The sequence below is a fragment of the Streptomyces sp. NPDC030991 genome, from assembly GCF_055571235.1.
On sequence record NZ_JBVIFR010000011.1, the window covers coordinates 293593 to 312823 of the forward strand.

The following is a 19231-nucleotide window of genomic DNA, read 5'->3' on the forward strand; positions in this document are numbered from 1 at the left end:
CGTCCTCGGGCCGACGAGCGGCCCGGGAGCGGATTCTTCCTGGAGGTCGGCCGCGATCCTGCGTGCGTCTGCACGCGCACGTCGCCAGCGACCACCTCACCGGCAGTCTCGACCCGCACGACAGCGCCTGAAAGCCCGGCTCACCGGTGGGGCCGCGTGATGAACGCCCCTTCGTTCAGCTGGACTCGCGGACCACGAGTTCGTTCGGCATGATCACCGGCTTCCTGGGGCCGCCCTCGATGAGCGCCAGCAGCAGACGCACCGTCGCGGTGGCCTGGTCTGCCATGGAACTGCGGACCGAGGTGAGCGCGGGAGTGGTGTAGGCGGCGGCCTCGATGTCGTCGAACCCGACCACGGCCACGTCGTCGGGGACCCGGCGGCCCGCCTGGTGCAGGGTGCGCAGCGCCCCGATGGCCATGAGGTCGTTGGCCGCGAACACCGCGTCGACGTCCGGGTCGTCCTCGATGAGTTGCCGCATGGCCTCAGCGCCCGACACCCGCGTGAAGTCGCCCAGCGCGACGATCGAGCGGCGGCCGGTGTCCCGCAGGGTCGCGCGGTACCCCTCGAGCCGTTCGCGGGACTCGTACAGGTCCAGCGGCCCGGTGATCGTGGCGATCCGGCGTCTGCCCCGCTCCAGGAGGTGCCGTACGGCCAGCTCCGCACCGCCCGCGTTGTCCAGCGCCACGTACGGGACGTCCGTCGCGGCGGTGCGGTTGAAGGACGCGACGGGCAGGCCCATGCGGGCGAGCGCGGCCGGCAGGGGATCGGCGCCGTGCAGGGCGACGAGCATCACGCCGTCCACGTGGCCCCCCGCCACGTAGCGCTCCACCCGGGTCCGGCTCTCGTCGGACTCGGCGAGGATCAGCACCACGCGTCTGCCGACCGCCTCCAGCTCCCGGCTGACGGTGCGCACCACGGTGGAGAACAGCGGGTCGTCGGAGACCACACCCTTGGGCGGATCGGACACGACCACGGCCACGGCGTCCGTGCGACGGGTGACCAGGTTGCGGGCGGCGGCGTTCGGCACGTAGCCGAGTTCCCGCACCGCCTGCATGACGACGTCCCGGATCTCCGGCGCGACGGTGGTCTCTCCGTTGACGACCCGGGAGACGCTCGACTTGGACACGCCGGCCCGGGCGGCGACCACCGCGAGCGTGGGTCGTTTCATCGTCTTCCGATCACCGGTGCTCCGGTCGTCGAGTCCAGGGAGCGTTTTCCTTCCAGAATGACCTTGGCCCGATCCGCCTGTCAACGGCTCCTCTCATGCATCTGGTTGCCGTTTCCTCGCCTCAACTGCCCGATCTCCGGCGCCGGTCGGCGGTGTCGCGCGCACCGCCGCAGTGGATCTCAGGAACCGTTCCCTGACACGCAGCACGTACGTCGAGGGTGTTACGGACCTGTTGCCGAAAGCCTTGACAGGTCACTGACACCGGCCCATTCTCACCCCCCAGGGAGCGCTCCCTCACCCTTCCCCCAATGAGGAGTCGCCCGTGCATCCCCTGCTCCGCCGCTTCGGCCTATCCGCTCTGGTCGCGGCCGTCCTGCTCACCCTCGTCAGCCTGCCCGCGCCCCGCGCCCACGCCGCCGAGACCCTGCTGTCGCAGGGCCGGCCCGTCGTCGCGTCGAGCACCGAGGACCCGTTCACCGCGCAGGGAGCCGTCGACGGCAACCCCGCGACGCGCTGGTCCAGCGCCTTCTCCGACCCGCAGTGGATCAGGGTCGACCTCGGGGCCCCGGCCCACATCAGCCGTGTCACCCTCCAGTGGGAGGCCGCCTACGGCAGAACCTTCCGCATCCAGGTCTCGGACGACGCCGAGACCTGGTCCACCGTCCACGAGACGGCCGTCGGCACCGGCGGCACCCAGAACCTGACCCTCACAGCCACGGGCCGCTACGTCCGCATGTACGGAACCCAGCGCGGCACTCAATACGGCTTCTCCCTCTGGGAGTTCCAGGTGTACGGCACAGCCGGCACCGGCGGGGACACCCTGCTGTCGTACGGGAAGACCGGCGCGGCCTCCTCGTCGCAGACCGACGGCAACTGCTGGGAGTGCACACCGGCCCGGGCCTTCGACCGCGACCCGGCCTCCCGATGGGCGACCAGTCCCACCACCGGCTGGACCGACCCCGGCTGGATCTCCGTCGACCTGGGCGCGACCGCGCAGATCACCAGGGTCGTCCTGCAGTGGGACCCCGCCTACGCCAAGTCCTTCCAGATCCAGGTCTCGCCCAACGGCACCGAATGGACGCCGGTCTACTCGACCACGTCCGGCACCGGCTTCAAACAGACCCTGGCCGTCTCCGGCACGGGGCGCTACGTCCGCATGTACGGCACCGAACGCGCCACCCCTTACGGCTACTCCCTCTGGGAGTTCCAGGTGTACGGCACCGGAGGCGCCCCCGTCCCGGCGCCGCCGCTGCCGCCGGACCCGGCGCAGCCACCGCGGCTGGTCTGGAGCGACGACTTCGACGGAGCCGCCGGCGGCAAGCCCGACCCGGCGAAGTGGCGCGCCGATCCCGGCACCGGCCAGAACGGCGAGCTGCAGTACTACACCGACCACCAGAACGCGGCGCTCGACGGCGGTGGCCACCTCGCCATGGAGGCCCGCAAGGAAGCCAGCCCCGGCCGAGCCTGCCCGCCCGACCCGCTGACCGGCAGCACCACCTGCCAGTACACCTCGGCCCGCATGAACACCGGCGCCACCTTCCAGTTCACCTACGGACGCGTCGAGGCCCGTATCAAGGTGCCCAAGGGCAACGGACTGTGGCCCGCCTTCTGGATGATGGGCGGCGACTTCCTCACCGGCCGTCCGTGGCCGTACAACGGCGAGGTCGACATCATGGAGATCCTCGGCAAGGACGTGAAGACCGCCTACTCCACCGTGCACGCCCCCGCCTACAACGGTGGCAACGGGATCGGCTCGCCGTACCGGCTGTCCTCGGGCGCCGACTTCTCGGACGACTTCCACACCTGGGCCGCCGACTGGAACAGCAAGGGCATCGTCTTCAGCGTCGACGGGCGCACCGTGTTCACCCTGGACAAGGACCAGGTGGAGCGCACGCGCGGACCCTGGATCTTCGACCACCCGCACTACATGATCCTCAACCTCGCGGTCGGCGGCGACTGGCCCGGCCCGACCGACGCGTCGACGCCGTTCCCGTCCCGACTGCTCGTCGACTACGTGCGCGTCTACCAGTAGCGCAGCCGGCACCGGCCCCCTTGCCGGATCCGGCCCGGACACCTCGGTTCCGGGCCGGACCGCAGCCGCACCACGCCCCTCCCCCACCGATGAGGAAGTGACATGCACAGACACCCCTTGCACCTCCATCCCTTACTGATCGTCGCCCTGGTGATCGCCCTGGCTGCCGCCCTCGGCATCACCCTCGGCGCCCCCGCAGCGCGGGCCGCCACCGTCACCGTCCAGGCCGAGTCCTACGCGGCGCAGTCCGGCGTCACCCTGGAGACGACCGCCGACACGGGCGGCGGGCAGAACGCCGCCTACCTCGCCGACGGCGACTGGATGCGCTTCGACCAGGTCGACCTCGGGCCCGCCGGCCGCCTGGCGGTGTCGGCGCGCATCGCCACCGCCACGGGCAGCGGGTCCGTCGAATTGCGCACCGGTTCCCTGACCGGCCCCCTGCTCGCCGTGATCCAGACCGGCCCCACCGGGGGCTGGCAGACCTGGGCGACGCGCAGCGCCGACGTCACCACCCATCCGACCGGCGCCCAGAGCGTGTTCGCGGTGCTGCGCAGCACCACACCCGGCGACTTCGTCAACATCAACTGGTTCTCGTTCGTCAGCGGCGGCGACGAGCCCGCACCGGGCTGGGTCGACGTCGACCAGACCAAGTGGCAGGCCCAGCTGAACCAGTTCCGGGCGATGACCCCGACGCCGGTGCCCGCCAACGCCGTGCGCGTCCCCGAGTTCAACGCCACCTGCACCTACAGCCACTCCAAGCCGGACGACCCGATCGTCGCCCCGGGCCTGCCGGGCGCGTCCCACATGCACAGCTTCTTCGGCAACAAGAGCACCGACGCGTTCACCACCACCCAGAGCCTGCAGGGCAACACGGGCACGACCTGCACACCCGCCAAGGATCTCTCGGCGTACTGGATCCCCACGCTCTACGAGCGCGGCAAGGCGGTCGAACCCGACGGGATGATCGTCTACTACGGGTCGCGGCTGCCCGACCCCACGGCGACCGTGCCCTTCCCGCAAGGCTTCCGCATGATCGCGGGCAACGCCAAGTTGCAGGTGGCCACCCCGGCCGGCTCGCCCGCCCAGTTCTGGTGCGCCGGACCTGGCGGCGAGACCGGCCGCAGCGCCGACGGCAACTGGCCGCTGTGCGCCCCCACCGCCAAGCTGACGTACCAGCTGGTCTTCCCGGACTGCTGGGACGGCAAGCATCTCGACAGCCCTGATCACAAGTCGCACGTCGCCTTCACCTACGACGGCAAGTGCAGCGGCGCCTACCCGGTCGCCATCCCCTCGGTGTCGTTCGTCATCAGCTACCCGACCAGCGGCAGCGCCGACGGGTTCAGCCTCGCGTCGGGCATGGCCTCGTCCATCCACGGTGACTTCTTCAACGCCTGGGACACCGCGGCCCTCGGGCAGCGCGTGAAGGACTGCATCGTGCAGAGCGCCAAGTGCAACTCCGCCGGAACGTTCTGACCCGGCGGACGGCGGTCGCCCTGCTCCTGGGCCTGACGGTCGCCGGCTGCACTTCGCAGCCGGCGGCCGACGGGCCCGCGCCCGCCGCCTTCAACGACACCGACACGGCATGGATCCAGTTGATGATCCCCATGGACGAACGGGCCTCGCTGCTCATCGACTTGACGCCCGCCCGCGCCGACCGTCCGGCCCTGGCCGACTGGGCCGAGGAGGCGGGAAGGAGATTGAAGGACGAGCTCGTCGGTCTGCGTGAGCTGTTGGAGGCCTCGGGTGTTCCCGACACCCGCCCCCACGAGGGGCACAACATGCCGGGCATGGTCACACCCGACACGGTGCGCAGAGCGAGGACGGTGACGGGGGAAAGCTTCGATCGCCTCTTCACCGAGAGTCTGCGGGCCCATCTGGTCCAGGCCCGCATGCTGTGCGCGAGCGAACGCACGTCAGGAAGCGCCCAGCGGGCGAAGGAGCTCGCCGCCGTCATCGAAAGGAGCGTGGCTCAGCAGATCACCCGGCTCGACACCCTGACGGTGACGGCCGCCGGTGCCGACCGCCACCGTCAAGGAGGAAACAGTCCCGTCCCGCGCCGTCCCGCACGGACATGAAGAACTCGGTCATCCGCTCCAGCCCCTTCTCGCCGAACATCGTCTTCAGGTTGGCGGCGGACTGAGCGGCGGACGCCTCGCTGCGGGGAAGGGGGACTTCTCGTACGCCGCGAGGGCCGCCTCCCTGCTCGCCCGGGTGGGCGGCGACGACCCGGGCGAGTTGGGCACCGTTTCGACGTCCCGGCGCGTCCTCGTCCAGCCGGCCGCGCTCCACCAGCCGCTTCGGCTATACGCGGACCGGGGCTACGACTTCGACAAGTACCGCCGCCTGCTGTGGAAGCGCGGCATCAAACCCCTGATCGCCCGGCGCGGCGCCACCCACGGCTCCGGACTGGGCAAGGTGCGCCGGAGCGATCAGCTGGCTACGCTGAACCACCCCGGCCGCACCTCGGTCAGAAGCGGCTGCAGCGACCACACGGCGGACCGCAGCTCCTCATCCGTGACATCAAGAGGCTCCGGCAGGCTCAACCCGTAGCAGCGCAGCCGCCAGAGATCAAAGACTTCCCTCCCGTCGGCAGCGAAGTCCACATCGACCTCAATACCGTTGTCACTCATGAAGCGGCACCCTGCCCCATGAACCGTGTAGGAGTAGGTGTCGATGTGCCCGCTCCGGCTGATGATCCGGCGCGAACGGACCAGACCGAGGACATCTGCCAGTCGCGCAAGCGAGGGGACAGCTACCCTCATGGCCTCGTCAATCGTGTTCAGAGCGCGGACGTAACCGAGCACGAGCTCTCGTGCAGCCCCAACCCGTTCCATGCGTCGCCCCCCTGAGCCTGTGGCCGAAGGGATTGTTCCATGGGCCGCCAACGTCTCCGCCGCTCGGCGTTCGGCAGCCCGAGGTCCACCGAGGAGATCTGGCACGTTCTTGCGGCCGGGCCCGTCTACGCCGACGCCCGTTGCCTGATCGGCTACGCCGACCGGGACAACGCGGTGGCCGCGGCGACGGTCTGGCCTGCCGGGCCCGGCAGGCCCGGCCTGCCGGAGCCGGTGGGCGTGCACGCCGACGACCGCGGTCGCGGCTACGGGACGGCGATCAGCGTCGCCGCCGCGGCGGCGCTGCGTGAACTGGGCGCGTCAAGCGCACTCGTCAGCACCCCGAGCTCGAACGCTGCCACCGTCGCCCCCTACCGGGCGGCTGGATACGAGGCGTCGCCCGAACACGCTGTCACGTCGGCGTGATCGCTGCGCCCCGGGGTACGCGGCAGTGCACTGTCTGTGCGTGGAGGAGGCTGTCGATGCCCATAGGACCTGGCGGTAGGGACGCAGCCGCGGACGCGCGGGAGACCTTGCTCGGCGGCGGCCGATACCGGATGCGGCGCCGGCTGGGGTCAGGAGGAACGGCCGACGTGTTCGCCGCTGTCGATACGGTTCTGGGCCGAGAGGTGGCGGTGAAAGTCTTCCGTTCCACTGCGGACACGGTCACCGCAGACCGCTTCTGCGACGAGGCGCTGACGCTGGCCCGCCTCTCCCACCCGGCTCTTGTCACCGTCTACGACGCCGGCCGGCACGGCGAGGGCGCCTACATGGTGACCGAACTGGTGCGCGGCACCACGTTACGGGACCGTCTCACCGCGGGCCCCCTGACCACCGCGCAGACCCTCCGCCTGGGAACGACCCTGACCTCGGCCCTTGATCATGTGCACGGCTGCGACATCATCCACCGTGACATCAAGCCGTCCAACATCCTTCTCGACGAACGCGGTGCGCCCCGACTCGCCGACTTCGGGCTCTCCCGCTCCATCGGCGAGCCCACCCACAGCGAAGAGGGAACCCTGGTCGGTTCCCTGGCGTACATGGCCCCCGAACAGCTGCTCGGTGGTGGCGCGAGCAAGGCCAGTGACGTCTACGCCCTGGGCCTGGTCCTTCTTGAAGCCCTCACCGGCGACACCTCACGCCGCACCACGCCCCTCGAAGCGGGCATCAGCCACCTGTTGCGAGCCCCCCGGATCCCCGACGAGGTCCCCGACAGTCTGGCCCGCGCACTCTCCCTGATCACCGCCCAAGAACCGCAGCACCGCCCCACCACCGCCCACATGCTGCGCCTGCTCGATGAGGCCGCATCCGCTCCCGCGCAGGATCGGCACCCAGTGATCCTCGCGCCGGGAACGCCCACGACGACGGCCACGCACCGCGCCCCCGCTCCTCGACCGACGAACCCCGCATCAACGCCGGCAGAAGCCGGAGCGGCAGCAGCACACCTCGCACAACCAGCTTCCGCCAAGGCCCGTGAACAGACCCGCCGGGCGTGGCTGCGGCCGATGACCGTCGCAGCGGCGGGGGCGCTGGCACTAGCGATCACCGGGACCGTCCAGAGCGATCTCGCCTCGCCCCCCGGCGCCGACGCGCGAGACCATCCACGCCCTTCGCGGTCCACGCCCTCGAGGACGACCGAGCCTCAGCCGGATCAGGCGGACAGCACCTCCAGGACCACGCCGCCACACACCTCCGCCCCAACAGGACAACCTGTTCAAGCGTCTGACCGCGCCGTCGGCGACGACCCCGCACCCGGCCCCACTCCAGCCCGCGCCCACCCTGCCGACGACACACCGGACGAGCGCGCCAGCGACAAAGCAACATCATCCAGTACTACGACACTTCCCCCGGCCACTCAGGAAACGAGGCAGCAAAAACCTAAGGGCCCAAAGAAGCCCAAACACAAGAAACCTGAGGGAGCGAAGGCCGCAAGCAAGAAGCAATGACTCGCGATCGAAGACCTCTCCCCCAGCCCCGCCTACCGGCGGGACGTGCCCCTGCAGGGCCGGCCAGGTGTGGACCAGGACGAGGTAGGGCCAGGCGGTGGTCAGCGGCTGACCGGCGAGGGCGGGCTGCCGCAGCAGCTGCCCGAGCGGCTGCTGGAGTCCGCCCTGGAGCGAGACCACCGGCCACCTCGACTACGGCCGGAAAATGCCTTGCAGATCCACGGGAAGTGGATTTCACATTCGGTCATCGATGCTCCGCTTTTCGTGCGAACGCGCACTGTGCAGGGACCGCAGCCCATCCTACGATGAGGCGCGGCGGAGGGAATGCGACAGAGAGCGAGCATGAGACATGTCCGAGTACATGGATTTCTTCGCACGTCTTGCGCAGGAAACGTCCGAGCGGAAAAGGGAGTTCCTGGAGCTCGGCCGCATCGCGGGCCGCTTCCCGGCGGCCGACACGGCACACCATGGCGAGATCTCGATCTGGTGCAGCAACGACTATTTAGGTATGGGCCAGCACCCGGACGTTCTGGCGGCGATGAAACGTGCCGTCGACGAATGCGGGGCCGGCTCCGGCGGTTCGCGCAACATTGGTGGGACGAATCGCTACCACGTCGCGTTGGAGGCGGAGGTCGCCGCGCTGCACGGAAAGGCGGACGCGGTCCTGTTCACCTCCGGGTATTCCGCGAACGAGGGCGCCCTCTCCGTGCTCGCCGGTCACATCGACGACTGTGCCGTGTTCTCCGACCAGTTGAACCACGCGTCCATCATCGACGGTTTACGGCACAGCGGAGCCCAGAAGTTCATCTTCCGGCACAACGACTGCGCGCATCTCGAAGAACTGCTGTCCGGTGTGGATCCACAGCGGCCCAAACTCGTCGTGACGGAGTCCGTGCACTCGATGCGCGGCGACATCGCGCCACTCGCGGAGATCGCCGACATCGCCAAGCGGTACGGGGCGGTGACGTTCCTGGACGAGGTGCACGCCGTCGGTATGTACGGCCCCGGGGGAGCCGGCATCGCGGCGCAGGAGGGCCTCGCGCCCGCGTTCACCGTGGTCATGGGAACGCTGGCCAAGGGCTTCGGGATGACCGGCGGCTATGTCGCCGGGCCCACCGTTCTGATGGACGCGGTCCGGGCCTTCGCCCGCTCGTTCATCTTCACCACGGCACTGCCGCCCGCCGTGGCGGCGGGCGCGCTCGCCGCCGTGAGGCATCTGCGTGGCTCCCAGTCCGAACGTGAGCGGCTCGCGGCCAACGCCGCCCTGCTGCATGGTCTGTTGCGGGACGCGGGCATCCCCTTCCTGTCCGATCAGACCCATATCGTGTCGGTCCTCGTCGGCGAGGACCGCCTGTGCAAGACGATGTCGGCGTTGCTGCTGGAGCGGCACGGCGTCTACGTACAGGCCATCAACGCGCCGAGTGTGCCCGCGGGCGAGGAGATCCTCCGGGTGGCGCCCTCCGCCGTGCACGAGGCCGCCGACGTCCGCCGGTTCGTCGAGGCGCTGGACGGGATCTGGACCGAGCTGGGCGCGCCGCGCGGCTGAGTCACACCGCCACCGTCCCGAGCTCACGCCACCCCCTGTCCCGGGTTCACCGTGCTTCTGTCCCGGGTTCACCGTGTCTCTGTCCCGGGCTCGCCCTGCCGCTGTGCCGGGTTCGCCTGGATCCGGCGCATCTCGGCGGACTCGGCCAGTACTTCTTCCCAGGTCCCCACCGCGTCCACGCGCCCGTCCTTCAACACCACGACCCGGGCTGCCGCGCGCAGCAGAGCGGGCCGGTGCGACACCGCGAGGACGGTGACCGAGCCGTCCAGCAGTCGCGTCCACAGGAGTCGCTCCGTCGCGGGGTCCAGGGCGCTGGAGACATCGTCCAGGACCAGGAGCTGGGGGCGCCGGGCCAGCATCCGGGCGATCGCCGTCCGCTGGAGCTGGCCGCCGGACAACCGCAGGCCCCGCGGACCGACGACGGTACCGGCGCCGTCCTGCATGGCCGCCAGGTCGGGGGCGAGGACGGCGAGGTGCGCCACGTCCTCGAAGATCCTTTCGCCACCGCCACCCTGGTCACCGTCGTCGCCCAGGCCCAGCAGTACGTTGTCGCGCAGCGTTCCGCTGAACAGGCGCGGATCCTGGGGCGTGTAACCGCAGCGCGGGGGGACCAGGAAACTCGCGGGATCGGCGACCGGTTCCCCGTTCCACAGCACAGCGCCCCGCTCGAGCGGCAGCAGTCCCAGGACGGCCCGTATCAGCGTCGACTTGCCCGAGCCGACGCCGCCGGTGACCACTGTGACGGAGTGACGTACGACGGTCAGGTCGACGTCCTCGACACCGCGCTCCGCACCGGGATGTCGTGCGGTCAGCCCACTGACGGTCAACTCCCGCAGCTCGGGCCCCTCTTCGGGGACGGGCCCCGGTTCCTCAGTCGGCGTCCGTGGCCGCTCTCGGAGGTAGTCCGCGATTCGGTCCAGCGCCACCGAGACCCGCTGCAGTCGTACCGAAAGGATCCCGATCGAGGCCAGCGCCTCGGCGAGGATCTGCAGATAGAAGGTGAACAGCGCCAGGTCCCCGACGCTGAAGGTCCCGCTGTTCGCCCGGCCCGCCGTCAGCAGCAGTACGACGCCGACGCCGAGGGGGGCCGCGTTGCCGATCACGGTCCGCTGCACGCCCGCGAACAGTTCCTCGCGCACCGCCGCCTTGGCCCGCGCGGCGTTCAACCGGTCGATGTGAGCGGCCACATGATCCTCGGCGGCCGCCGCCTGGACCGCCTTCACGGCCCCGACCGCCTCCCGCAGGGCGCCCGCGACCTCGGCCGACGCGGCACGGGTGGTGCGCCGGTAGCGGAGGAACCGGCCGTGGACCGCCGCTGTGACCACCGTGATCAGGCCCAGCAGCGCCAGCAGCGCGCTCGTGACCACCGCGTCGATCCGCATCATGACGGTGACGGAGGCGACGACGAACAGCCAGTGCGCGAGGTTGGTGGGCGCCCAGGCCACGAAGAAGCCCGTCTCGTCGACATCCTCGCCCACCACCCGCAGCCCCTCCCCCGGAGCGGTACGGGCCGCGGCTGTCCGCCCGCTCAGGGCGGAGCCGAGCAGTTCCCGCCGCAGCCGGGCCGTGGTGCCGTACTGGACCCGGGGCTCCAGCCGGTTGATCATCACGCCGAACTGGAGGCACAGCCGCGCCCCCTCGATCGCGGCCACCCAGGCGATGAGCAGCCAGACCCCGCCGCCGGCGCCCATGGCGTCGAACAGCCGCTGGAACAGCAGCCCCACCGCCAGGGTCCCGGCCCGCAGCAGCACCCACAGCCCGGTCAGCGTCCAGTACGCGCCCGCCGAACCGCGCAGCACAGCCCCGAGCCGCCCGAACGTGCCCCGTCCGTCGATGTCGGCCACCCTTCCGCCCCGTCAGCCGGCGCGCAGCAGTTCGTAAAAACGCGAGGTGGGGTCCGCCGCGAGCGCGGTCTGCTCCCCGTGTTCGACCACCGACCCCGCGTCCAGGACGAGGACGCGGTCCACATCGCGCAGCGCGTGCGGCCGGTGCTGGACCACGACGGCGGTCCGCCCCTTGAGCAGCCGCTCCACCGCGGGCATGAGCAGTCGCTCGGTGTGCGGGTCGAGCCGGGCCGTCGGCTCGTCCATCAGGACCACGGCCGGGTCCCGAAGGAACACCCTGGCCAGCGCGAGGAGTTGCTCCTGCCCTGCGGACATCCCCCGCGCTCCCGCGCCCAGCACGGTGTCCAGACCGTCGGGCAGCTCGCGCACCCAGTCCGTGAGCCCGGCCTCGTCCAGCGCGGCGCTCACCCGGTGGTCGCCGACGGAATGGTCGAAGAAGGTGAGGTTGTCACGGAGTGTGGCATGGAAGATCTGCACCTCCTGGGTGACCAGGGCGACCCGGCTGCGCAGCACCCGGGGATCGAGTCCGGCCACGTCCCGGCCGCCGACCTCGACCGTGCCGCTCACCGGGTGGTGCAGCCCGAACAACAGCCGGACGACGGTCGACTTGCCGCTGCCGGTACGGCCGACGATGCCGAGCCGTTCGCCGGGGCGCAGCCGGAAGGAGACGTCACGCAGTACCGGTTCACCGGCGTCGTACCAGAAGGACACCCGGTCGAGTCGGGCGCCCAGCGGTCCCGCGGGCAGCCGGCGGGTGCCGGTGCGCACGACGTCGTCGTCCTGGCGCAGCAGCTCCTGGAGGCGCCGCACACCGACCGCCGCCTCCTCCAGGTCGTGGAAGCGGGTGGTGACGGCCAGCAGCGGGCGGCGCAGCAGCATGGCGTACGACAGGCAGGCGAAGGTGGTCCCGGTGGAGATCTGCCCGCGGTCGTGCAGCCACACGCTGACGGCCAGGGCGAGGACCACGCTGACGGTGGACAGGCCCTGGACCGTGGCGGGCCAGCGCACGGAGACCTGAGCTGCGCGGCGGGCCCGCCGGTACAGCTCGGCCTGTCGGGTCTCCAGGGCTCGCAGGGTGTGGGCGCAGGCTCCGTTGGTTCGCAGGTCGTCGGCGCCGGTGAGGCGTTCCTCCAGGAAGCCGAGGAGTTCCGCGGAGGAGGTCTGCCGGGCGGCGACGAAGGGCATCGCCCTGCCCACGAGCCGGCGCAGCAGCAGGAGGGTGCCCCCGGCGAACGGCACGAAGACCAGGGCCAGTCGCCAGTCGAGCTGGAAGAGGGCGGCGAGGATCCCGAGGACGAGCAGCATCTGGGCGAGTACTTCCAGGACCAGCGCGGACATCACCGCGGCGAGTCTGGTGACGTCGCCGTCGACGCGGTCGACGAGTTCGCCCGGCGGGTGTTGCTGGTAGAAGCGGGAGGGTCGGCGCAGACAGTGGGCCACCAGGTCGGCACGCAGCCGGTTGGTGGTGCGCCAGGCGAGCCGCGCGGCCACGGCGTCGCAGCCGATGGTCACCACGAGCAGCCCGAGAGCCGCCGCCAGGTACCAGGCGGCGACCGCGAACAGGATGCCGGGGGGGCTGTGGGACAGCGTGTGGTCGATGAACCGGCGGAGCATCTGGGGTGCCACCAGCTGGAGCCCGATGCCCAGCGGGACGAGCACCGCGAGGAGGAGGACGGACGGCCGTTCCCCGCGCAGATAACGGAACAGTACGGAGAGCTGCCGTAACGGACTGCCGGCCAACGCGTTCCCTCCCCGGGCGGCGGAAGGCCTCAGCTTAAAGTCCGTTCCCGCTGTTGGGAATGACACGTGCACCGGCGGGCTGGTCAATTCGATCTCTGTGCCGGGAACCCGGGAATGGCGCGCTCGCATGCGGAATACGACCTGCCACTTGTCGGCGGATCGATTCGGGCCGGAACGCCATTGCTGCCGATTCCTCGCGCTGTTAGACTCCACGGGTCTTCTGGGCAATTCGCCTTGCACGTGGTCGCTGCGCACCAAGCAATCTCGTCCGTATTCTGCCGGAACTCCGTACGTTGGAACCGGCCGAGTTCCCGTGTCCGCAGTGGATCGACGCCCGGAGACAGCACCAGCACGGAGCACCGCCTTGAATGACCGGATGCCAACGGAACCAAGGGGGATTCGCCATGTCGGGTGACGCGCACGACGGGGCTCAGGCCGCGGGACAAGCAGTGGTCACCGGTGCCGCGGGTTTCATCGGCTCCCATCTTGTCGAGGCGTTGCGGCGCAGCGGCACAAACGTGGTGGGTATCGACCGAAAAGCGAGCTGGGCCACCGGTGAGATTTCGCCGTCCGTGGAGCTGGGATCTCTCCAGGCGATCCGCGCCGACCTCGTCTCCGCGGATCTTTCGGCTTGTCTGGAAAATGCCGCCACGGTCTTCCACTTAGCCGCATTACCGGGTGTGCGTCCGTCCTGGACACAATTCCCGGAGTATCTCAACTGCAACGTGCTGGCCACCCAACGCCTCATGGACGCCTGCGTCCGTGCCGGAGTGCCCCGCGTGGTCATGGCCTCGTCCTCCAGCGTGTACGGCGGTTCGGAGGGCGCCATGAGCGAGGACGATCTCCCTCGCCCGCTCTCCCCCTACGGGGTCAGCAAACTCGCCGCGGAACGGCTCGCCCTCGCCTTCGCGGCCCGCCGCGACGCCGCTCTGGCGGTGAGCGCCCTGCGGTTCTTCACCGTCTACGGCCCCGGCCAGCGCCCCGACATGTTCATCGGCCGGGTCATCCGCGCCACCCTGGAGAACAAGCCGATCGAGATCTACGGCGACGGCACCCAGATCCGCGACTTCGTCCACGTGTCGGACATCGTGCGCGCGCTGATGCTCGCCGCGACAGGAGCGGAGCAGGGCAGCTGCGTCCTGAACATCGGCACAGGAAGTGCCGTGTCGATGAACGAGGTCCTGGCGCTGACCGGCGAGTTGACGGGCAGGACGCCCGACGCACGGTACGGTCCGGCGCGCATCGGCGACGTACGCTCCACGACGGCCGACATCGCACGGGCTCGGCACCACTTCGGCTTCACCGCGCGCACGGACCTGCGGACCGGGCTGGCCACGCAGATCGAGTGGGCCAGGCAGTCGCTCGCCCCCACGCCACCGCACGAGAGCGCCTCGTCGGCCCGGATGGCGCCCACCCAGCGGTTGTAGCCGGTATGTGCGGCTTCGTGGGATTCAGTGATATCAGCGGTGGCCAGGAGGCCGCCCGCTCCACGGCCGAACGGATGCTGGACGCGGTGGCGCACCGCGGCCCCGACGGCAGCAGCTGGTGCCACCACCGCGGCGTGACCTTCGCGCACTGTGCCCTGACCTTCGTCGATCCCGAACGGGGCCGGCAGCCGTTCGTCTCCGCGAGCGGCGCCACCGCGCTCGTCCTCAACGGGGAGATCTACAACCACGAGGAGCTGCGCCGCGAACTGCGGGCCACCGGAGCCAGGTTGCGCACGGCCGGCGACACCGAGGTGCTGGTGGAGCTGTACGAGCGGTACGGCCTGAAGGTACTGGAGCGGCTGCGCGGCATGTACGCCTTCGTGCTGCACGACGCCCGCACCGCGACGACCGTGCTGGCCCGTGATCCGATGGGCAAGAAGCCGCTCTACTACACGCGGGTCCCCGGCGGGATCGCCTTCGCCTCCGAGCTCACCGCGCTGCTGCGCCATCCCCACGCCCCGCGCACCCCGGACGTGCGGGCCCTCGCCGGCTATCTGACGCTCCAGGCGTTCTGCGCGCCCGGCTCGGCCGTGGCCGGCGTGCACAAGGTCCGCCCCGGCAGTTACCTGGAGCACTCCGAGGGCCGGCTGCGCGAGGGGGAGTTCTGGCGGCCCCGATTGACGACGGGCGCGCGGACGCCGGGCCGACGGGAGGCCGCCGCACGCTTCGAGGAGCTGTTCCGGGCCGCGGTCGCCCGCCGGGTCAGCAGCACGGAGCGCCGGCTCGGAGTGTTGCTGAGCGGGGGCCTCGACTCCAGCGCGGTGGCCGCCGTCGCTCAGCAACTGTCGCCGCGGCAGCCGGTGTTGACCTTCAGCGCGGGGTTCGAGCAGCCCGACTTCGACGAGAGCGCGTACGCCCGCTCGGTCGCCCGGCACCTGGGCACCGAGCACCACGTCGTCCGCATCGGCGGACGTGATCTCGCCGACGTGGTGGAGTCGGAGTACGCCCGGGCCGACGAGCCCCTCGCCGACCCCTCTCTGCTGCCCACCCGCATCGTCTGCCGGGCGGCACGGCAGCACGTCCGCGGGGTACTCACCGGGGACGGTGCCGACGAACTGCTTCTCGGCTACCGGTACTTCCAGGCCGAGCGGGCGATCGAGCTGCTGCTGCGGCTGATGCCGGCCCCCCGCCTGGAAGTCCTGGTCCGGGCCCTCGTGCGCAGACTGCCCGCGCGGTCCGGCAATCTGCCCGCCGCCGCGGCCCTCGGCCTGCTGGCACGCGGGCTGCGCGCGGCGCCCGAGCACCGCTTCTACCTGTCCACAGCCCCCTTCGGCCCGGCGGAACTACCCGGTCTGCTCCGCCCGGAGGCCCGCGCGGAGCTGGCCGGGCACGACCCCTTCGCCGAGGTCTCCCGGCTCCTGGACGGCCAGCCGGGCCTGACGGACGTGCAGCGCAGCCAACTCGGCGTCTTCGCCCACTTCCTGCGCGACGTGATTCTCACCAAGACCGACCGCGGCGGCATGCGCAGCGCCCTCGAACTGCGCTCCCCCTTCCTCGACCTGGACCTCGTCGAGTACGCCAACGCGCTGCCCACCGCTTTGAAACTGCACCGCTTCACCGGCAAGTACCTGTTGCGCCGAGTCGCCGACGACTGGCTACCGACGGACATCGTGCGGCGCACCAAGCTCGGCTTCCGCGCCCCGCTGGCCGCCCTGCTGCGCGGCGAGTTGCGCACGCTGCTGCTGGACACACTCTCGGCGCCGGCCCTCGACAGCGGCGGGCTGTTCGACTCCGGTGCCGTTCGGCTGCTGACCGACGACCACCTCAGTGGCCGGCGCGACACCTCGCGCAAGCTGTGGGCGCTCCTGACGTACCAGCTCTGGTACCAGGCGCTTCCCACGCACACCCCGTCCTCCGCGTGCCTCGACCTCACCGAGGAGCCTCACCGTGCGCCCTGACCGCCCGCACATCCAGGTACTGTCCCCCAGGACCTGGGGGGAGTTCGGCAACTACCTCGCCGCCACCCGGTTCTCCCGGGTGTTGCGCGGCGCCGTCGACGCGGAAGTGTCCCTGCTGGAGGCGGAACCGATCCTGCCCTGGCTGGGCGAGGCCGGTGCCGAGATCCGCACGATCTCCCTGGAGAGCCCGGACGCGACCGTCCGCACCCGGCGCTACATGGCCCTGATGGCCCGCCTCCAGGAACGTTTCCCCGCGGGTTTCGAGAGCGATCCGGCCCCCGGGCAGATCACCGAACTGGCCCCGCTCACCGAGCACCTGCGCGCCACCGCCCCGGACGTGGTCGTCGGCACGAAGGGTTTCGTGGCCCGGTTGTGCGTGGCCGCCGTACGGCTGGCGGGGATGCGCACGCGGGTCGTCAGCCACGTCACCAACCCGGGGCTCCTCCAGCTCCCGCTGCACCGCAGCCCGTATCCCGACCTGACGCTGGTGGGTTTCGCCTGGGCGAAGGACCATCTCCTCGCGCACGCCGGCGGTGATCCGGACCGGGTGCGGGTGGTGGGCCCCTTGGTCGCGCAGCACGACCTGCGCTCCTTCATGACCAGCGAATCCGCCGCTCCGACAGCCGGCCCCTGGGGCGGGGACACCGACTCCGGGCGCCCCCGGCTGATCGTCTTCTGCAACCGCGGCGGCGATGTCTATCTGGAGCTCGTGCGGCACATCGCCGCCAGGCACCCGGACATCGACCTGGTGTTCGTCGGCTACGACGACCCCGACCTCGCCCGCCGCGCCGCCGCCGGTGCCGAGCGACTCGCGCACTGGCGGTTCCACAGCCGCCTCACCCAGGCCGAGTACTTCGACTACATCGACCGCGCGTCCAGGTCTCCGTACGGTCTGCTCGTCTCGAAAGCGGGACCCAACACCACACTGGAGGCGGCCTACTTCGGGATTCCGGTGCTCATGCTGGAGTCGGGGCTGCCGATGGAGCAGTGGGTGCCGGGTCTGATCCAGGAGCACCGTCTCGGCCAGGCCTGCGCCGCACCCGAGGACCTGTTCCGTACCGTCGACGACTGGCTGAGCGACCCGTCGGCGATCGAGGAGCACAAGAAGAGCACGATCGCCTTCGCCGGGTCCGTGCTCGACCAGGAGGCGGTGGCCCGTCGGATCGGCGCCGCCGTGCGGCCTCTCCTGGACGCCCGGTGAAGCCCCGCGTCCGGCTCGTCGCCACACCGGACGGAGTCCGGGTCGAGGGCGACAAGGAGGCCCGGCTCGGACATCCCCTCGGCGGGGACGCGCTGGCCGAGGGGCCGCCGCCGGAGGGCGTCTTCGCCGCCTGGGAATGGGACGGCGACCGCCTCCTCGCCCGCAACGACCGGTACGGCATGCACCCTCTGTACCACCGCACCGACGCCCACTCCCTCGCGCTCTCCCCCGATCCGCTCGCCCTGCTGCCGCCCGGCGAGAGCGCCGAACTCGACCATGACGCGCTGGCCGTCTTCGTCCGGCTCGGCTTCTTCCTCGGCGAGGACACCGCGTTCACCAGGATCCGCGCGCTGCCCCCCGCCACCACGCTGGCCTGGACCCGCGACGGGACGCGGATCCGTTCGGCCGCGCCCCCCGTGCCGCAGCCCGCGGACCTCACCCGCTCGCAGGCCGTCGACGGCTTCATCGATCTGTTCCGCGCCGCGGTGGCCCGCCGGCTGCCCACCGAGCCGTACGTCCTTCCGCTGAGCGGCGGCCGGGACTCCCGGCACATCCTGCTGGAGCTCTGCCGCCAGGGCGCACCACCACGCCTGTGCGTCAGCGGCGCGAAGTTCCCCCCTGACCCGGGTGCCGACGCCCGGGTCGCCGCCCACCTCGCCGAACGCCTGGGACTGCCGCACCGCACCGTCCCCCGGCCACGCTCGCAGCTCCACGCGGAGCGCATCGCCAACCCGGCACAGGGCATGGGCACCTTGGACGGCGCCTGGGTCCTGTCCTTGCTGGCCTTTTTACGCCGCCACAGCGGTCTCTGGTACGACGGGATCGGCGGCGGCGAGCTGGCCCAGAACCCCAGCATCGAGCTGATCAGGAAGAACCCGTACGACGCTTCGGACCTGCCGGGCCTCGCAGACCGGCTGCTGGCCGCCGGCCGCACCGGAGCACACGTCGAGCACCTCCTCAGCCCCCGGACCCGCGGCCTGTGGAGCCTCGAACGGGCCCGGGACCGCCTCGTGCGGGAACTGGCCCGGCACGCCGACGCCGCCTCCCCGCTCGGCTCGTTCTTCTTCCACAACCGCACCCGGCGCTCCATCGCCCTCGCCCCTTTCGCCCTGGGCGACGGCCACGCGGTGATCCACACCCCCTATCTCGACCACGCGCTCGTCGACCACCTCGCCTCGGTGCCGCAGCGCCTGCTGATCGACGGCACCTTCCACGACCAGGCGCTGCACAAGGCGTTTCCGGGCCACTCCGAACTGGGGTTCGCCGCCGCCGTCCCACAGCGCCACGGGCCCGCCCTGGTAGGGCACCGGCTGGCCTACCTCACCCGGCTGTTCGCCCACACGCTGCGCGCCGAACCGGAGTGGTGGCGCAGTCCCGACCGGGTCCTGCAACGACTGCTGGCCGCGGGACGCGGCCGGGGAGCGCCCCAGCGCGTCAGCCGGCTCCAGCCGCTGGCCCTCTACCTGCTCCAGCTGGAGTCCCTCGCGGCAGGGAGAACCCTCTGACTCCACACGACCACACCGCCCGCACGACCCCAG

At 71.0% G+C, this 19231-nt stretch carries 14 protein-coding genes and 1 pseudogene; 11 read left to right on the forward strand and 4 right to left on the reverse strand.

Going from position 1 to position 19231, the window contains the following annotated elements; all coding sequences use genetic code 11:
- Nucleotides 1-175: 175 nt before the first annotated feature.
- Nucleotides 176-1168 (reverse strand): LacI family DNA-binding transcriptional regulator, encoded by a 993-nt coding sequence (locus ACZ45E_RS22335; protein ID WP_468222995.1) that lies wholly within the window; start codon nt 1166-1168, stop codon nt 176-178.
- Between the two features lie 322 nt (nt 1169-1490).
- Here ACZ45E_RS22335 and ACZ45E_RS22340 point away from each other — a divergent pair, with 322 nt between their 5' ends.
- The 4 genes and pseudogenes from ACZ45E_RS22340 to ACZ45E_RS22355 all read left to right on the forward strand — a co-directional run.
- Nucleotides 1491-3200, forward strand: a complete 1710-nt coding sequence (locus tag ACZ45E_RS22340) for a discoidin domain-containing protein (RefSeq protein ID WP_468222998.1) — start codon at nt 1491-1493, stop codon at nt 3198-3200.
- A 102-nt stretch (nt 3201-3302) separates the two neighbouring features.
- Nucleotides 3303-4673 (forward strand): DUF1996 domain-containing protein, encoded by a 1371-nt coding sequence (locus ACZ45E_RS22345; RefSeq protein ID WP_468223000.1) that lies wholly within the window; start codon nt 3303-3305, stop codon nt 4671-4673.
- Nucleotides 4649-5275 carry a DUF305 domain-containing protein gene (locus tag ACZ45E_RS22350; RefSeq protein WP_468223002.1) on the forward strand — a complete coding sequence of 209 codons (627 nt, stop codon included), beginning with the start codon at nt 4649-4651 and terminating at the stop codon, nt 5273-5275. Before ACZ45E_RS22345 ends, ACZ45E_RS22350 begins: the two co-directional genes overlap by 25 nt.
- Nucleotides 5276-5489: 214 nt before the next feature.
- Nucleotides 5490-5621 (forward strand): annotated as a pseudogene (locus ACZ45E_RS22355) (IS5/IS1182 family transposase); the annotation flags it as partial.
- Between the two features lie 8 nt (nt 5622-5629).
- Here ACZ45E_RS22355 and ACZ45E_RS22360 read toward each other — a convergent pair.
- Nucleotides 5630-6034 (reverse strand): DUF6896 domain-containing protein, encoded by a 405-nt coding sequence (locus ACZ45E_RS22360; protein ID WP_468223005.1) that lies wholly within the window; start codon nt 6032-6034, stop codon nt 5630-5632.
- Between the two features lie 39 nt (nt 6035-6073).
- On the opposite strand from ACZ45E_RS22360, the gene ACZ45E_RS22365 reads away from it, so the two are divergent.
- The 3 genes from ACZ45E_RS22365 (at nt 6074) to hemA (ending at nt 9523) form a co-directional block, all read left to right on the forward strand.
- Nucleotides 6074-6457, forward strand: a complete 384-nt coding sequence (locus ACZ45E_RS22365) for a GNAT family N-acetyltransferase (protein WP_468223007.1) — start codon at nt 6074-6076, stop codon at nt 6455-6457.
- A 131-nt stretch (nt 6458-6588) separates the two neighbouring features.
- Nucleotides 6589-7977, forward strand: a complete 1389-nt coding sequence (locus ACZ45E_RS22370) for a serine/threonine-protein kinase (RefSeq protein WP_468223112.1) — start codon at nt 6589-6591, stop codon at nt 7975-7977.
- Nucleotides 7978-8326: 349 nt separating this feature from the next.
- Nucleotides 8327-9523: a 5-aminolevulinate synthase gene (gene hemA, locus ACZ45E_RS22375; protein WP_468223009.1), complete on the forward strand. Its 1197-nt coding sequence runs from the start codon at nt 8327-8329 to the stop codon at nt 9521-9523.
- A gap of 68 nt (nt 9524-9591) precedes the next feature.
- On the opposite strand, the gene ACZ45E_RS22380 is transcribed toward hemA, so the two are convergent.
- Both ACZ45E_RS22380 and ACZ45E_RS22385 read right to left on the reverse strand, forming a co-directional pair.
- Entirely contained in the window at nt 9592-11367 is a 1776-nt protein-coding gene (locus ACZ45E_RS22380) for an ATP-binding cassette domain-containing protein (RefSeq protein WP_468223012.1), read from the reverse strand.
- A gap of 12 nt (nt 11368-11379) precedes the next feature.
- On the reverse strand, nt 11380-13107 hold the full coding sequence (locus tag ACZ45E_RS22385; protein ID WP_468223014.1) for an ABC transporter ATP-binding protein: 1728 nt from the start codon (nt 13105-13107) through the stop codon (nt 11380-11382).
- A gap of 404 nt (nt 13108-13511) precedes the next feature.
- Between ACZ45E_RS22385 and ACZ45E_RS22390 the strand changes: the two genes are divergently transcribed.
- The 4 genes from ACZ45E_RS22390 to ACZ45E_RS22405 are packed head-to-tail and all read left to right on the forward strand — an operon-like array spanning nt 13512 to nt 19198.
- The gene (locus tag ACZ45E_RS22390) at nt 13512-14534 is read left to right on the forward strand and encodes an NAD-dependent epimerase/dehydratase family protein (protein ID WP_468223016.1); all 1023 of its coding nucleotides are present in this window, start codon (nt 13512-13514) and stop codon (nt 14532-14534) included.
- A gap of 17 nt (nt 14535-14551) precedes the next feature.
- Entirely contained in the window at nt 14552-16492 is a 1941-nt protein-coding gene (asnB, locus tag ACZ45E_RS22395) for an asparagine synthase (glutamine-hydrolyzing) (RefSeq protein WP_468223017.1), read from the forward strand.
- Complete coding sequence (locus ACZ45E_RS22400; RefSeq protein WP_468223020.1) at nt 16482-17693, forward strand: glycosyltransferase family protein; 1212 nt, start codon at nt 16482-16484, stop codon at nt 17691-17693. Before asnB ends, ACZ45E_RS22400 begins: the two co-directional genes overlap by 11 nt.
- Nucleotides 17690-19198, forward strand: coding sequence for an asparagine synthetase B family protein (locus ACZ45E_RS22405; protein ID WP_468223022.1), 1509 nt, complete (start codon nt 17690-17692; stop codon nt 19196-19198). Before ACZ45E_RS22400 ends, ACZ45E_RS22405 begins: the two co-directional genes overlap by 4 nt.
- Nucleotides 19199-19231: the final 33 nt, after the last annotated feature.

Excerpts from the sequence above, each read along its gene's own strand:
- ACZ45E_RS22360 (WP_468223005.1), bottom strand. The coding sequence starts at position 6,034 with ATGGAACGGGTTGGGGCTGCACGAGAGCTCGTGCTCGGTTACGTCCGC.
- ACZ45E_RS22335 (WP_468222995.1), bottom strand. The coding sequence starts at position 1,168 with ATGAAACGACCCACGCTCGCGGTGGTCGCCGCCCGGGCCGGCGTGTCC.
- ACZ45E_RS22345 (WP_468223000.1), top strand. The coding sequence starts at position 3,303 with ATGCACAGACACCCCTTGCACCTCCATCCCTTACTGATCGTCGCCCTG.
- hemA (WP_468223009.1), top strand. The coding sequence starts at position 8,327 with ATGTCCGAGTACATGGATTTCTTCGCACGTCTTGCGCAGGAAACGTCC.
- ACZ45E_RS22370 (WP_468223112.1), top strand. The coding sequence starts at position 6,589 with ATGCGGCGCCGGCTGGGGTCAGGAGGAACGGCCGACGTGTTCGCCGCT.
- ACZ45E_RS22390 (WP_468223016.1), top strand. The coding sequence starts at position 13,512 with ATGTCGGGTGACGCGCACGACGGGGCTCAGGCCGCGGGACAAGCAGTG.
- ACZ45E_RS22365 (WP_468223007.1), top strand. The coding sequence starts at position 6,074 with ATGGGCCGCCAACGTCTCCGCCGCTCGGCGTTCGGCAGCCCGAGGTCC.